The following is a 14805-nucleotide window of genomic DNA, read 5'->3' on the forward strand; positions in this document are numbered from 1 at the left end:
ATCAGTCTCTTCGCCGGACAACTGCAACCCTCATGCAAGCTTCCTGCATTGCCTTTACGGAGCCTAGCGCGCAAGTGTGCCGGCAATGGCGACGCAAGCCGAGACTGAAGACCCGATACCCGAGCGCCCGCGTCGCCGCGTCGGCCGTTGGGTGCTGCTCGTCGTCGTGGCCCTCCTGGCTCTGGGCGTTTCGATCGTCTGGATTAGCCGGGAAGAGCTGGCTGACAGCCTGATCTCAAGCGAACTGGCCAAGCGCGGAATCCAGGCAAGCTACGAGATAGAGAGCATCGGCGGACACCGCGAAGTGCTTCGCAACGTGGTGGTCGGTGATCCGAAACGTCCGGACCTGACGATTGAGCGTGCGGAAGTGACGATCGGATACGGGCTTTGGCTTCCCCGTATCGAGAGCATTCGGCTGGTTCGCCCGCGCCTGTTCGGCACTTACATCGACGGCAAGCTCAGCTTCGGTGCGCTCGATCCGTTGCTGTTCGAAGGCGAAAAACGCGCGTTCGAGTTTCCCGACATGCGGCTCACCTTGGTTGACGGGCGTGCGCTGGTCGAAGGTGACTACGGCCCGGTCGGGGTCAAGATCGATGGCAAGGGCCACCTGCAGGACGGCTTCAAAGGTGAACTGGCCGCCATTGCTCCCCGGCTCGCCGTTCCGGGTTGCCAGCCTATGCGGGCTACGGTCTACGGAAGTGTGGCGATCAAAGGTCGGCGCCCTGGGTTCGCTGGGCCACTTCGCCTGGGTGCGATTTCGTGCCCGGACCAACAGGTGCAAATGGCGCGGGCGGCTTTCCAGGTCGACGCCCGGGCTGACGAAGCGCTCAAGGTTTTCGAGGGTGAGCTTGGCGTCGATGTCGACACGATGCGCCTTACAGGCACGCAGCTTGCGGGTCTTGCCGGAGCCACCCGCTTTACCTGGCGCGACAACGGGCTGACCGCTCGTTACGAGCTTGCCGGAACCGATCTCACCACGAACCAGGTTGTCGCCGCGCGCCTCGCTCTTGACGGGTCGCTGCGGGCCCGGCGGAATTTCGAGCGCGTCGAGATCGATACCAAGGTTGATGGCACTGGCGTGGGCTTGGGTAGCGGGCTCGACGGGGTTCTGGCCGATGCCGCAAAATCCACCGGCGATACGTTGCTTGGCCCGATTCTCACGCAGATCCGGCGCCAACTCGAAGGCCAACAGGACGGCAACCGGCTTGTGGCCGATGTCACGCTCCGCCGCACCGGGGAGCGTACCAGCCTAGTGGTTCCCGACGCCTTCTTGCGTGGGCGAAACGGGGCGACCTTGCTGGCGCTGTCGCGTTTCCGGTTCGCTACTGGCGGAACCGAAGCCGCGGGGCTGTCGGGGAACTTTTCAACCGGTGGCGATGGGCTTCCCCGCATTGCCGGCCGGATCGAGCAGAGCGCGGACCGCGCGTTGCAGGTGCGCTTCAGCATGGCCGAATACGCCGTGGCATCGTCGCGACTGGAGATCCCCGAACTTGCCTTGGTCCGCCGGAGCGACGGGTTGCTCGGCTTTGCCGGCCAGATCAGGGCGAGTGGCGCGCTTCCCGGTGGACGGGCGGAGAACTTGTTGTTGCCGGTTTCAGGCAACTGGAGCCCCTCGACGGGTCTCGCGCTATGGCGTGATTGCACCGAGCTACGGTTCGATGCCCTGCAGGTCGCCAATCTCTCGTTCGGCCGCCATCGCCTCACCCTGTGTCCGGCTCGTGGGTCACCGATCGTTCGGTTCGGCAGCAACGGGTTGCGCGTAGCCGCAGGTGCGCCGTCTCTGCAGCTTGTGGGGCACCTGGGTGAAACGCCAATCGCGCTTCGCACCGGGGCCATCGGTTTTGCCTATCCTGGCGCTGTTTCCGCCAAGCAGGTGCTGGTTTCGCTTGGGCCGCCCGACACTGCCTCGACATTCGCGATCAGCGATCTTTCGGCGCAAGTAAGTGATGACATCGCCGGGAAGTTCACTGGCGCCGATATTCGGCTCAGCGCTGTCCAGCTCGACCTTATCGGAGCAGAAGGCGACTGGCGCTATGCCGATGGCCGCATGACCATCGGTCATGCCCGGTTCCAACTCGTGGATCGAATTGATCCCGCTCGGTTCGAGCCTCTGTCGGCCGAAGACGCGGGTCTGGCGCTAATCGACAACCGCATCACTGCCGAGGCCCTTCTCCGCGAACCGAAGAGCGGCCGCGAAGTGGCCCGGGTGGATATCGTTCACAACCTCACCTCGGGCCGTGGCAATGCCGAATTGGCGGTCGCGAGACTCGTGTTCGACAGCACCCTGCAACCGCTCGATCTGACGCGCCGTGCCGAAGGCGTCATCGCTCTCGCCAAGGGCACTGTCGTCGGGACCGGGCGGATCGACTGGGACGAGCAGGGCATAACCAGCAGTGGTCGTTTCTCGAGCGAATCCCTCGATTTCGCGGCGGCATTTGGTCCGGTGAAGGGGGCTTCCGGCACGGTCGTATTCACCGACCTGCTTGGCCTTACCACGGCGCCCAACCAGAGCCTGAAGCTCGCCTCGATCAATCCGGGTATTGAAATCAACGACGGAGAAATCCGGTTCGCAATCCGCAACGGGGAAGTCCTCGCCGTGGAAGGCGGGTCATGGCCGTTCCTGGGTGGAATCTTGAGACTGCAGCCGGTCGAGATCCGGTTCGGGGTTCCCGAGGAGCGGCGCTATGTCCTTGAGATCGAAGGCCTCGATGCCGGGCGCTTTGTCGAGCGCATGGAGCTCAACAACATGGCGGCCACCGGCATCTTCGACGGCACGGTACCGCTGGTGTTCGATACCCTGGGCAATGGCCGGGTAGAGGGCGGATTGCTGACCTCGCGGCCGCCGGGCGGGAATGTCTCTTATGTCGGCGAGCTCACTTACGAGGACCTCGGCGCGGTGGCGAACCTCGCCTTCGATGCGCTGCGTTCGCTCGATTATCGCCAGATGCGGGTGCAGATGGATGGCTCCCTGACCGGCGAAATAGTCACTCGCGTGCGGCTCGACGGGGTCAGCCAGGGCGTGGGAGCCAAGAAAAATCTCATTACCAACGCCATCGCCGGATTGCCGGTGAGGGTGGACGTCAACATTCGCGCGCCGTTCTACCAACTGATCGGGGTGTCGCGCTCTCTCTACGACCCAGCGGCCATTCGCGACCCGCGGGAAATCGGCCTGATCGATGACCAGGGCAATCCGATCATCCCCAAGACAGGCGGTACGCCGTCCGTCCCGGCACCGTCGAAAGACCCAATCGCAGATGAAGCCGTCATTCAGCGCCGCGAAAGCGAGGAAATGCCATGAGAATTGCGAAATTGACCAAGCCCGCTGGCGCGGCGCATAAGCCCCCGATGACGGGGAAGCGCAGGGCAATAGCGGGTGTGGTGGCGGTGCTGGGTTCGGCGCTGGCTGGAGGGTGCATCACAGTCGATGCGCCCGACAAGCCGATCGTGATCGAACTCAACATCAACATCACGCAGGAAGTGATTTACCGGCTGGCGACTGACGTCCAGCAGAACATTGACGATAACCCGGAGATTTTCTGACATGGCCTCCTATCCGCAAACCCTCGCCAAGACGCTGTTGGCAGGCCTGCTCGCGGCCGGTCTTGCCTTGCCGGCCCCGGCCTTCGCCCAGCGCGATCCCGCTTACGAGGCCGCGCGCCAGGCAGGCCAGGTGGGCGAAAAGACCGACGGTTATCTCGGCGTGGTCGGTGATCAGCCGGCGGCGATCCAGAAGATGGTCGCGGACCTCAACATCAAGCGCCGCGCGAACTATGCAGAGCGGGCCCAGGCCCAGAACGCCACGCTGGAGGCCTATGCGCTGACCCAGGGATGCGTCCTCATCAGCCGCACTCAGCCCGGCGAAAAGTATCAGGCGCCTAGCGGGGCTTGGCAAACGCGGGGTGCGGGCCCTCCTGAACGCGATCCGCGCTGTCCGTAAGGTTCCGCCCCCAACGGGGCGTACCTGAATTTGCGCGACCTTTCGAAGGAACGATCCGTTAACTGAGGCTTTCTGCTCCCGTAAGGGGGCGGTGGGCTAAGAATGTCAGTTAAATCATTAAATTCGGGTCGCGCCGATCTCCTGGTCCAGAGCATTACGGACTACGCGATATACATGCTCGATCCTTCGGGCATTGTGAGCAGCTGGAATGCTGGCGCCGAACGGCTCAAGGGCTATCGTCCGTCTGAAATCATCGGACAGCACTTCGCGCAGTTCTACACCGAGGAAGACCTCGCCAGCGGCATCCCCGCGAAAGCCTTGAAGACCTCGCTCGAGGAAGGCCGCTTCGAAGCTGAAGGCTGGCGACTTCGCAAGGACGGGTCGCGCTTTTGGGCCAATGTCGTCATCGACCCGATCCGCGACGAGCAAGGCACACACGTCGGTTTCGCCAAGATCACCCGCGACTTGACGGAGCACAGAGCGTCCGAAGAAGCGCTACGCCAGAGCGAGGAGCGTTTTCGGCTGCTGGTCCAGTCGGTCACCGACTACGCGATCTACATGCTCGACCCCGACGGCAAAGTGTCGAGCTGGAATGCGGGTGCCCAGCGCTTCAAGGGCTATCAAGAGTGCGAAATCATTGGCGAGCATTTCTCGCGCTTCTATCTGCCGGAAGACCGCGCCGCGGGCATACCTGATCGCGCTCTCAAGACCGCCGCGGGCGAAGGGCGATTCGAAGCCGAAGGCTGGCGCTTGCGAAAGGACGGCTCGCGTTTCTGGGCCCATGTCGTGATCGATCCGATCCACGATGGCGGAGCGACATTGATCGGCTTCACCAAGATCACTCGCGACCTGACCGAACGGAAGCGCGCTCAGGAGGCTCTGCAGAAGTCGCAGGAACAGTTCTTCCAGGCCCAGAAGATGGAAGCCATCGGCAAGCTGACCGGGGGCGTGGCGCATGACTTCAACAATATCCTCGCCGCGATCCTGGGGAGCCTCAGCCTGGCAAAACGGCGACTTGCGGATGGCGCTGACATCGACCGCTTCCTCGAGAACGCGATGACTGCTGCCGAACGGGGCGCTACTTTGAGCCAGCGGATGCTTGCCTTTGCGCGCAAGCAGGAGCTCTCGCTGGAGGCGGTCGACCTTCAAGACGCCGTCCGCAGCATGGCGGAGATTTTACAACGGACGATCGGGCCGGGGATCACCATCAGGACCGACTTTCCCCTGAGCCTGCCTCCGGCGCTGGCCGATCGCACGCAGCTCGAACTGGCGGTGATGAACCTCGTCGTCAACGCGCGCGACGCCTTGCCCGAAGGGGGTGAGGTGATCATTTCGGCTGAGGAAGCGTTTCTGCCCGACACTGTCGGTGCCTACGTCCGTCTGTCGGTTATCGATCCGGGCGATGGCATGAGTGCGGGCACCTTGGCTCGCGCAACCGAGCCGTTCTTCACCACCAAGGGAGTGGGGAAGGGCACCGGTCTGGGCCTGTCGATGGTCCAGGGCATGGTGGAACAATGTGGCGGTCGGCTGCTCATTGAGAGCGTCCCGGGCAAGGGCACGAAGGTCGAGATTCTGTTGCCGGTCGCTGAAGTTTCCGCGGCAACCGCGGTTACGCCCGAGGCGGATGGGGAACAGGCCTCTCCAACCGGGGCGCTGCGAATCCTGGCGGTCGACGATGACGAGATCGTGCTCCTCAATACCGCGACCATGTTGTCTGACATGGGGCATCAGGTCCTGCAGGCCGATTCCGGGCCGAGCGCCCTGAGGGTCATTGCCAGCGAGGATCTCGATCTCATGGTCACCGATTACGCCATGCCCGACATGTCCGGCGGCGAACTGGTGGAAAAAGCGCGCGAGATTCGGCCCGATCTCAAGGTCATCGTCGTTTCGGGCTTTGCGGATCTGCCCGATGGCGAGGAGCTCGGCCTTCCGCGTTTGTCCAAGCCGTTTACGGAGGTCGAGCTGGCCAAGACGATCTCACAGATTGCTTGAATCGTTAGGAGATTCCTTCCTCTGACGGTGGGGAGGTTCACGAGGCGGGGCGCTAGATGACTTCCATCGGTTGACTCGGGCGGACCCCCTTTCTAAAGGGGCGGCGCCCTCGGCGGGCAGGTCTTTGCCTGTGTCGGAAACTCCATATTAGCGGAGCCCAGCATGAGCGACGAAACGCCCGAACGGGACCCCATCGGCGAGGATGCGCGGATCGACGCGCTCGGGGAGCGGCTGAAAGCTGCACGCGAGCGGGAAAATCAGCGCAACCGGCCGCAAGTGCAGGGCGCGGACGCCAGCTATAAGCTGGGCAACCGCGTGCTGGCGGAATTGCTGGGGGGGATGCTCGGTGGTGCGGTGATTGGTTGGGTAATCGACCATTTCGCCGGTACATCGCCTTGGGGTCTGTTGGTAATGCTGTTCCTCGGGATAGTCGTTGCCTTCAGGAACATAATCCGGATTTCCAGCCGGCGTCCCGACTGATCCTGCAATTGGGTCGGCCAGTGGGCGCCGCGTTCGCAATGTTAAGGGACACGTAGACAAGTGGCAGCCGAAGCCAAAGTCGATCCGATGCACCAGTTCACCATCGAGCCGCTGTTCGGCTCGGGGCACTGGGAAGTTGCGGGCTACAACATTGCCTTCACCAACAGCGCGTTGTGGATGGCGATTTCGGCTGTCGCACTGTGGATCTTCGTTGCCGGCGGCATGAAGCGTCAACTGGTGCCGGGCCGCTGGCAGATGGCTGTCGAGACCTTCACCGGCTTCATCGACGACCTGCTCGCCGCCAACGTCGGCAAGGCCGGCAAGAAGTACGTCCCGTACATCTTCTCGCTGTTCATGTTCATCCTGTTCGCGAACATGCTCGGCCTCTTGCCGCTGGGCGTGGTCGGGCTGCACGCCTTCACCTTCACCAGCCACTTCACCGTGACCGGTATCCTGGCGATCATCAGCTTCGCGATCGTGCTGATCGTCGGCTTTTGGCGCCACGGCCTGCACTTCTTCTCGCTGTTCGTGCCGCACGGCACGCCGATCTGGCTGCTGTGGCTGATCCCGGTGATCGAGCTGATCTCGTTCATGGTTCGCCCGTTCAGCCTCGGCCTGCGACTGTTCGTGGCTATGATGGCCGGGCACGTGCTGCTCGAAGTGCTGTCGAGCTTCGTCATCGACAGCAGCAATGCCGGCGCCGGTTGGGGCGTGTTCATCGGCATCCCGAGTTTCATCCTGATGGTGGCGATCTGCGCACTCGAAGTGCTGGTCGCGGGCATCCAGGCTTACGTCTTCGCGTTGTTGACCTCGCTGTACATCAACGATGCCGAAAATCTTCACTGAGTGATTTCAACGAGTTTCGAAAAGGAGTTTTGACATGGACATGGAAGCAGCCAAGCTGGTCGGCGCCGGCCTCGCGGCAATCGGTGCGGGCATGGCCGCCATCGGTGTGGGTAACGTCTTCGGATCGTTCCTCGAAGGCGCGCTGCGCAACCCCGGCGCTGCCGACGGCCAGCAGGGCCGCCTCTTCATCGGTTTCGCCGCGGCGGAACTGCTGGGCCTGCTCGCGTTCGTCGTCTCGATGATCCTGATCTTCGTCGCCTGACAAACAGACGACCTGACTGACTGCCGGAAGCTCCGATGCCACAGATAGCGCAACTTGCCGAAACCTACTCCAGCCAGATCTTCTGGTTGCTGATCATCTTCGGCCTGGTGTTCTTCATCGTGGGTCGGGGCATGGTGCCCAAAGTGATGGACACCGTCGCTCAACGCGACCGGCAGATTTCGGACGACCTCGCCGCGGCGCAAGCCTCGCGCGATGCGGCCGACGAACAGGAAGCGGCCTGGCGTCAACGCGAGAATGAAAATCGCGCCGAAGCTCAGGCTCTGGTCGCCAAGGCCAAGGCCGAGGCGGCTGCCAAGACTGAAAAGAAGCTGGCGACTGCGCAGAACAAGATCGACGCGCGGCTGGCCGAGGCTGATGAGCGGATTTCCGCCGCTCGCAGCGCGGCTACTGCCGAGATCGAAGCTGTCGCCAGCGAAGCGGCGCAGGACATCGTTACCCGTCTTGCCGGAGTGAAGGTCACCAAGACCTCCGCCTCCGCCGCTGTTAAGAAGGCCCTTGCCAATGGCTAATCCCTCGGCCGAGCACGAACTCAACGCCACTGTCGAGCACGATGCCGGCGGTCATGGCGGCGAGCATGTCGAACCCGTTGCTTTCGGGTTCGTCGGTCCCGGCGCCTGGGTCAGCCTAGCGATGCTGGTGTTCATCGGCATTCTCGTCTGGAAGGGCGTGCCCAAGCTGATCACCGGTGGGCTCGATGCCAAGATCGCCGCCATTCGCGAACAGCTCGACGAAGCGAAGAAGCTTCGTGCCGAAGCTGAGGCGCTGCGCGGTGAATATGCCGCCAAGATCGCCAATGCCGAGAAGGACGCGGCGGCGATGATCGAGCATGCGAAGACTGAGTCCGAGGCGATCGTCGCCAAGGCCGAAGCCGACGCCAAGGCCGTGATCGGTCGGCGCGAGCGCATGGCCGAAGACAAGATCGCCGGTGCCGAGCGCGCTGCGGTCGACGAAGTTCGCGCCAAGGCAGCTCTTGCAGCTACCGAAGCTGCGCGCGGGCTGATTGCTGCGAAGCACGATGCCGACGCCGACCGCAAGCTGGTCGACGAGGCGATTTCCTCCCTGTGATTTGATCCCGCGGCTTGGCCGTGGGATTTCCTCAAATTCTCGCGATCCTCCCTGTGAGCGTAGCTCATGGGGAGGGGGACCGTCCGCGAAGCGGATGGTGGAGGGGCTGGCGCCACGCCCCTAGCCCCTCCGTCAGCCGCCTGACGGCGTCTGCCACCTCCCCATCGCTGCGCGACAGGGAGGATTTTTGGTCACGCAAAGGCGCAAAGCCGCGAAGATCAAACTCCACCCTTCGTCATCCCCGCGAACGCGGGGACCCAGTCGGCTCTCTGGCGCTGTTCCGCCCTAGGTTCCCGCGTTCGCGGGAATGACGAATAGGGGAGAGGTGTTGAGGTACGTCTTTGCGTCTTTGCGCCTTTGCGTGAGATCCTATGTGCCGCAGGCACACCCCATCACCCGCTGGCGAGCGCGGGTCTAACGCCGGAATGAAAAACGCGGACGGGCAAAGGCCGGCGCGTCCTGGGCGTCACAGGATTGCCTTGCGCGAGCATGGCTGCGAACGGCGGCGAGGGCTGCGACCAAAACTCGCTGCTCGGCCCTGTCGGATAGGAGGCGCTGGCGGTTAGGGCTCGCAGGTCCCGCCAACGGTTGTCATCCTCGTATCCTACGCTGGACACCCTCTGACGATGTCGGAAGGGCGCCGGCCTTAGCTGCGGGAGAGGGCTCGCAGGTCCCGCCAACGGTTGTCATCCTCGTATCCTACGCTGGACACCCTCTGACGATGTCGGAAGGGCGCCGGCCTTAGCTGCGGGAGTGAAAGCGAAGCGCTACACGCTCCCGCACCCGTCGCTTGTCAGGTGTCAACTGACGGCGGGGCATATAACCTATTTGGTTATAAATGTCAATAGCGGGCAGTTTGGGATGGGCCATCCGTCCCGATGTCGCTCAGAAGCTGTCCTTGGCCGCACGCAGGCGGGCAAACGTCTCGACCGGATCGAGACCGCCCCAGCGGTTGCGCATGTCCTCCGCATCGGCCCGCAGGAACGGGTTGGTAGCCAATTCCCGCGTCAGTTGCGTCGGCACGGTCGGCTCTCCGCGGGAGCGACGTTCGTCGATTTCGCGGGCATAGAGTTGCAGCTCTACGTTGTCCGGATCGGCATGGAGTGCGAAGCGGGCGTTGGACTGAGTGTACTCGTGAGCGCAGTAGAGCGCAGTCTCCGGCGGCAAGTCCTTGAGGCGCGAGAGGCTCGTCCAGAATTGCTGAGGTGTGCCTTCGAACATCCGCCCGCAGCCAAGCGCGAACAGCGAATCTCCGACGAAAGCGACCCCTGCTTCCGGCAGATGGTAGGCGATATGGCCGAGTGTGTGGCCGCCAACGTCGATGACTTTGGCGACCCACTTGCCGAGTTCGACCTTGTCGCCGTTCGCCACAGTGCGATCGACCCCGGCAATCTTGGACGCATCAACGCGAGGCGCGACGATGGTGCAATCCGTGGCCGCCTTGATCGCCTCGTTGCCGCCAGCGTGGTCCGGGTGCCAATGAGTGTTCCAGATCTGCGTGATCCGCCAACCTTTCGCCGCTGCCTCGCGCAGATAGGCCTCGGCGTCCGGCGTATCGATGCACGCGGTTTCGCCGCTCTCTGGATCGTGCAGGAGGAAGCCGTAGTTGTCGGAGAGGCAGGGGAACTGGTGGATTTCGAGCATGGGTCTCACTTCAGGTTCAATTGCCAACTCACCCCAAATCGGTCGGCGAGCCAGGTGAACAGGCTGCTGAAGCCGTAATTGCCGATTGGCATCATGACGCCACCGCCTTCGCCCAGCGTTTCTGCAAGGGCGCGCAATTGGGCTTCATCGTCGCACTCGATGAAGATGGAGGTGGCGGGGGTGAATGTGAAGGCGTGCACCGGCGGGCTGTCGTAAAGCATGATCTCGAGCCCCCCGACGCGGATGCGGGCCATCGCAACCTGGCCGGCTTGCGGACCTTCGGGGTGTTCTTGCAGCAACAGTTCTTCGAAGTCAGCGAAGGCCGCGCGGTAGAGAGCCAGCGCGCCCGCCGCGTCACCCTGGAACATCAGGAAAGGAGTCGCCTTCATCGGCTTCGTTCTCCGTCGCGTCCGCGGGCGAAGCCCGGCATGGTCTCGGGCAGGGCCAACCAGCCATGGCGGCTCTGCTCATAGACCGAGCGGGCAGGGGGCGGGAACGCAGGGTCGGCGATAGTGCCGACAGTTACGCCGGTTATCCCGGGATACTTGCTGGCGCGGCCGTAGAGAGTGCTGCCGCAGGCCGGGCAGAAGCCTGTGGTGAAGCTATTCCCCTCGTCGGTCGGGCGTGAGTATTCGCGCGCCTCGCCGGTCACCGTCACGTTTGCGTCGGGGAAGTAGGCCATCACGCCAAAGGGCGATCCGCTGCGTTTCTGGCACTCGCGGCAATGGCACAGCACGGTCATCGGCTCGGCGCCGTCATCGATCGTGGCGCTCAGGTTTCCGCATTGGCAGCTGGCTTCCATCGGGCGAGTCTAGAAACCCCGGCCCAAATAGGAAAGGCCCGCCCGCTCGGTTGAGCGGACGGGCCTTTCTCAAAGGCTATTGCCGTTGAAGCTTACTGCTTCTTCAGCGCTTCGCCGAGGATGTCGCCGAGCGAAGCACCCGAGTCCGACGAACCGTACTGTTCGACAGCCTGCTTCTCTTCGGCGATCTGGCGCGCCTTGACCGAGAAGTTTGGCTTCTTCGAACGGTCGAAGCCGATGACCATGGCATCGAGCTTCTGGCCGGTCTGGAAGCGATCCGGACGCTGCTCGTCACGGTCGCGGCCGAGGTCCGAACGCTTGATGAAGCCAGTCGCGCCATCGTCGCCAGCCTGCACTTCGAGGCCACCATCGCGGACTTCGAGCACGGTCACGGTGACCACGTCGTTCTTCTTCAGGCCACCACCGGTGCTGACACCGCCGGCTGCCGGAGCGCCCTTTTCGAGCTGCTTCATGCCGAGGCTGATGCGCTCCTTCTCGACGTCGACGTCGAGAACGATCGCGTTAACCTGCTCGCCCTTGCGGTGCAGAGCCAGCGCGTCTTCGCCCGAGATGCCCCAAGCGATGTCCGACATGTGGACCATGCCGTCGACGTCGCCCGGAAGGCCGATGAACAGGCCGAACTCGGTGGCGTTCTTGACTTCGCCTTCGACGGTCGAGCCAACCGGGTGCTTGTCGGCGAACTCTTCCCACGGATTGCCCTGAGCCTGCTTGAGGCCGAGCGAGATGCGGCGCTTGTCGGAATCGACTTCGAGCACGACAACTTCGACTTCCTGGCTGGTCGAGACGATCTTGCCCGGGTGGACGTTCTTCTTGGTCCAGCTCATTTCCGAAACGTGGACCAGGCCTTCGATGCCGGCTTCGAGCTCAACGAACGCACCGTATTCGGTGATGTTCGTGACCACGCCCGAAACCTTGGCGCCGACCGGGTACTTGGCGGCAACGCCTTCCCACGGATCGCTCTCGAGCTGCTTCATGCCGAGGCTGATGCGCTGCGTGTCGGCGTTGATGCGGATGATCTGCACCTTCACCGTGTCGCCAATGGCGATCACTTCGCTCGGGTGGTTGACGCGCTTGTAGCTCATGTCGGTGACATGGAGCAGGCCGTCGATGCCGCCGAGGTCGACGAACGCACCGTAGTCGGTGATGTTCTTGACCACGCCGTCGATCACCTGGCCTTCGGCCAGACGGTCGATCAGCTCGCTGCGCTGTTCGGCGCGGGTCTCTTCGAGAACCGCACGGCGCGAGACGACGATGTTGCCGCGGCGGCGGTCCATCTTGAGGATCTGGAACGGCTGCGGCATGTCCATCAGCGGGGTCACATCGCGCACCGGGCGGATGTCGACCTGGCTGCCCGGAAGGAAGGCCACGGCGCCGTCGAGGTCGACAGTGAAGCCACCCTTGACGCGGCCGAAGATGCGGCCTTCGACGCGCTTGCCTTCGCCAAATTCGCTTTCCAGCTTGTCCCACGCGGCTTCGCGGCGAGCGCGGTCGCGGCTCAGCATCGCTTCGCCTTCGGAATTTTCTACGCGGTCAACGAAGACTTCGACTTCGTCACCGACGTTGAGGGACTGGTCGTCTTCGCCACGGGCGAATTCGCGCAGCGAGACGCGGCCTTCGCTCTTCAGGCCGACGTCGATCACGGCCATGCCGTTTTCGATGGCGGTGATGGTGCCCTTGACCACGCGGCCTTCAAAGCCGCCTTCGGCACCGCCGAGTTGTTCATCGAGGAGTTTCGCGAAATCGTCGCGAGTCGGATTGGCGGTAGATGCCATATCGATCAGTATCCTAGTTCACGTTTTTTCCGGCCAGGCGGTTGTATCCGCCGGTCTTGATGGCCGAACCGCCTGCGAGGCCGAATGCCAGCGCAAGCATCTTCCGAAGCTTCCTCCGGTCCGCGAGTGAAAAGCGGGACAGTGGCGAGGCTTGCCCGCCGCCGTTCGTTCCGCCTGTCTTGAGGAGCCGTCTGCTGCGGCCCTGCACCCGCGACCGGGCTGAAAAGCCCCGTCGGACGGGCGCGCGGATAGGCGAGCGAGGCGCAAATGGCAAGCAAAAGCGTCGCTTGCCTGAACGACGGAGTGACGGGGTAAAGCGTCAACTTGGAAGGCCGTCACTCCCCTCAGTCGTTGCGCCGCCGCCTAGGCGTGGGGGTTCGCCAGGAATTCCCTGATGTGCGCAATCATCTCCGGCCAGGCGGGTTCCTGGGCTAGGACCAAGTGGTTGGAGCTGTCTAGCGGCACGAACCGGGCGCCCTCGATGAAGCGAGCAAGGATGCGGCCGGCTTCGAAGGGGACCACGGAATCGTTGCGGCTATGCAGGATCAAGGTCGGCACCTTGACCTTGCGGAGGAGGTGACGGACGTCGATCACGCCCAGGGCGCGCTGCAACCGCTGGGCGCCTTCTGGTGAGGCGGAGATGCGTTGCAGTTCATTGAACCACTGTGCCTGCTCGTCGGTCGCTTCGGGGAAGTAGAGCGTGGTGAACATCTGGCGAAAGGCCGGGTTGCCCTGGCCCCAGCCAACCCCGGTCAAGGTCACCATCGCCTCCCGCCGGGCGAGTTCCTCCGGATCGTTGCGCGACTTCCAGCCTTGCGAGTAGCCGCCATAGAGGATCATCGAGCGCACCCGCTCCGGGTGGCGCACCGCATAGGCGATCGAGACGGCGCAGCCTTGCGAAATACCCAAGAGGTCGAACTGGTCGACGCCCGCTGCGTCGACCACCGTTTCCAGATCCTGGACGAAGGCTTCGAACGACAAGTCCGCGACTTTCCAGTCGGACAGGCCGTTGCCGCGCTCGTCATAGCGAACCAGCCTGTGATCGCGCGAGAGCGCCTCGATCCAATGGCTCCAGATCGGGCTTTCCCATTCGAACTCGAGGTGGTTGAGCCAGTTGGCGGTCTTGACCAGCGGGGGCCCATTTCCGACGCAGCTATAAGCAAGGCCAGTGCCGTCTGGAGCGGTGCAGAACTCGACGCGCTGGCGGATGACGGGCTTGCCCTGTTCGTGCGGCACGGAAGGAGTCGCGGCGGCAGGTGTGGGCTTGACCGGCCGGGCGAGGGCCATCTCTGCTCCAATTCCAGCAGCCTCCAGGGTGCGGATCGCTACCCCGCGCTGGGCCTCTGCTTCGTCACCTCGCCCGGAGGCGGAAAGCAGCGTGACCAGCGTAACCCAGCCATCCTCGCCCAGCGGGTCCGCCTCGACAACGCTGCGGGCAAACGGCAGCGCTCGCTCGGGCTCGCCTTCCAGTAAGCCGATCAGCTTGCGCCAAACCTGCAACTGGCGCTGGCGCACGTCCTCGCGCGTGGCGAGCAGCCAGGATTCGAACTCCTCGCAGCCCCGCAAATTGAGGCCTGGGGCGAACTCGCCGCGAATTGACGCGGCCGTTTCAAGCGTGCCGATATCGTCGCTGGCCGCGGCCTCTTCAATCCGGGCAAAGTCGCAGTTCGACCCCGTCATCTCTAGGCGGACAGTCTCCCGGTCGGCGACGAGATGCTGCGTGTCGGGCTCGTCCACGGCCTGGCGCAGTTTGCTCAGGCTCCAGCGCAAGGCGCCCTTGGGGTCGTCGGGCACGTTCCAGAATAGCGAACAGAGCGCGTCGCGGCGATGCTCCTTGCCGGTGACCGCCAGATAGGCGAGCAGGGCGCGCGTCTTCGCCGACGCCGGCAGGGCGACCTCTTGCGCGTCACGGCGCACGGCGATCTCGCCGATGAGCGAGAGATTAAGCAGCCCCGCCTCCTTT

The 14805-nt window shown here is 63.5% G+C and carries 14 protein-coding genes; 9 read left to right on the top strand and 5 right to left on the bottom strand.

The window, feature by feature from the left end:
• Positions 1-85: 85 nt before the first annotated feature.
• The 9 genes from ASD76_RS03155 (at position 86) to ASD76_RS03195 (ending at position 8603) form a co-directional block, all read left to right on the top strand.
• On the top strand, positions 86-3298 hold the full coding sequence (locus tag ASD76_RS03155; protein ID WP_055918361.1) for a YdbH domain-containing protein: 3213 nt from the start codon (positions 86-88) through the stop codon (positions 3296-3298).
• Positions 3299-3345: 47 nt separating this feature from the next.
• Positions 3346-3540 (top strand): YnbE family lipoprotein, encoded by a 195-nt coding sequence (locus ASD76_RS03160; protein WP_055918364.1) that lies wholly within the window; start codon positions 3346-3348, stop codon positions 3538-3540.
• A 1-nt stretch (position 3541) separates the two neighbouring features.
• Positions 3542-3937: a YdbL family protein gene (locus ASD76_RS03165; RefSeq protein WP_055918367.1), complete on the top strand. Its 396-nt coding sequence runs from the start codon at positions 3542-3544 to the stop codon at positions 3935-3937.
• Positions 3938-4039: 102 nt separating this feature from the next.
• Positions 4040-5929 carry a PAS domain-containing sensor histidine kinase gene (locus ASD76_RS03170; protein ID WP_055918370.1) on the top strand — a complete coding sequence of 630 codons (1890 nt, stop codon included), beginning with the start codon at positions 4040-4042 and terminating at the stop codon, positions 5927-5929.
• 162 nt (positions 5930-6091) lie between these two features.
• Positions 6092-6409 (top strand): AtpZ/AtpI family protein, encoded by a 318-nt coding sequence (locus tag ASD76_RS03175; RefSeq protein WP_055918374.1) that lies wholly within the window; start codon positions 6092-6094, stop codon positions 6407-6409.
• 60 nt (positions 6410-6469) lie between these two features.
• Positions 6470-7255, top strand: a complete 786-nt coding sequence (locus ASD76_RS03180) for a F0F1 ATP synthase subunit A (protein WP_055918377.1) — start codon at positions 6470-6472, stop codon at positions 7253-7255.
• Between the two features lie 34 nt (positions 7256-7289).
• Positions 7290-7517 carry a F0F1 ATP synthase subunit C gene (locus ASD76_RS03185; protein WP_055918380.1) on the top strand — a complete coding sequence of 76 codons (228 nt, stop codon included), beginning with the start codon at positions 7290-7292 and terminating at the stop codon, positions 7515-7517.
• Positions 7518-7552: 35 nt separating this feature from the next.
• Positions 7553-8047, top strand: a complete 495-nt coding sequence (locus ASD76_RS03190; RefSeq protein ID WP_055918382.1) for an ATPase — start codon at positions 7553-7555, stop codon at positions 8045-8047.
• Positions 8040-8603, top strand: a complete 564-nt coding sequence (locus tag ASD76_RS03195; RefSeq protein ID WP_055918385.1) for an ATP synthase subunit B — start codon at positions 8040-8042, stop codon at positions 8601-8603. Before ASD76_RS03190 ends, ASD76_RS03195 begins: the two co-directional genes overlap by 8 nt.
• A gap of 885 nt (positions 8604-9488) precedes the next feature.
• Here the strand turns inward: ASD76_RS03195 and gloB are convergent.
• From gloB to ASD76_RS03220, 5 genes are all read right to left on the bottom strand, one after another.
• Positions 9489-10247, bottom strand: a complete 759-nt coding sequence (gene gloB, locus ASD76_RS03200; protein ID WP_055918388.1) for a hydroxyacylglutathione hydrolase — start codon at positions 10245-10247, stop codon at positions 9489-9491.
• Positions 10248-10252: 5 nt separating this feature from the next.
• A complete protein-coding gene (locus ASD76_RS03205; RefSeq protein ID WP_055918391.1) occupies positions 10253-10636 on the bottom strand; it encodes a VOC family protein in 384 nt (127 codons plus the stop codon).
• On the bottom strand, positions 10633-11049 hold the full coding sequence (locus ASD76_RS03210) for a GFA family protein (protein ID WP_055918395.1): 417 nt from the start codon (positions 11047-11049) through the stop codon (positions 10633-10635). The genes ASD76_RS03205 and ASD76_RS03210 overlap by 4 nt, the downstream gene beginning before the upstream one ends.
• A gap of 92 nt (positions 11050-11141) precedes the next feature.
• Positions 11142-12842 (bottom strand): 30S ribosomal protein S1, encoded by a 1701-nt coding sequence (rpsA, locus tag ASD76_RS03215; protein WP_055918398.1) that lies wholly within the window; start codon positions 12840-12842, stop codon positions 11142-11144.
• Positions 12843-13205: 363 nt separating this feature from the next.
• On the bottom strand, positions 13206-14759 hold the full coding sequence (locus ASD76_RS03220; protein WP_055918401.1) for an alpha/beta hydrolase: 1554 nt from the start codon (positions 14757-14759) through the stop codon (positions 13206-13208).
• Positions 14760-14805 lie beyond the last annotated feature (46 nt).

Source organism: Altererythrobacter sp. Root672 (genome assembly GCF_001427865.1).
Lineage (GTDB): Bacteria > Pseudomonadota > Alphaproteobacteria > Sphingomonadales > Sphingomonadaceae > Croceibacterium_A.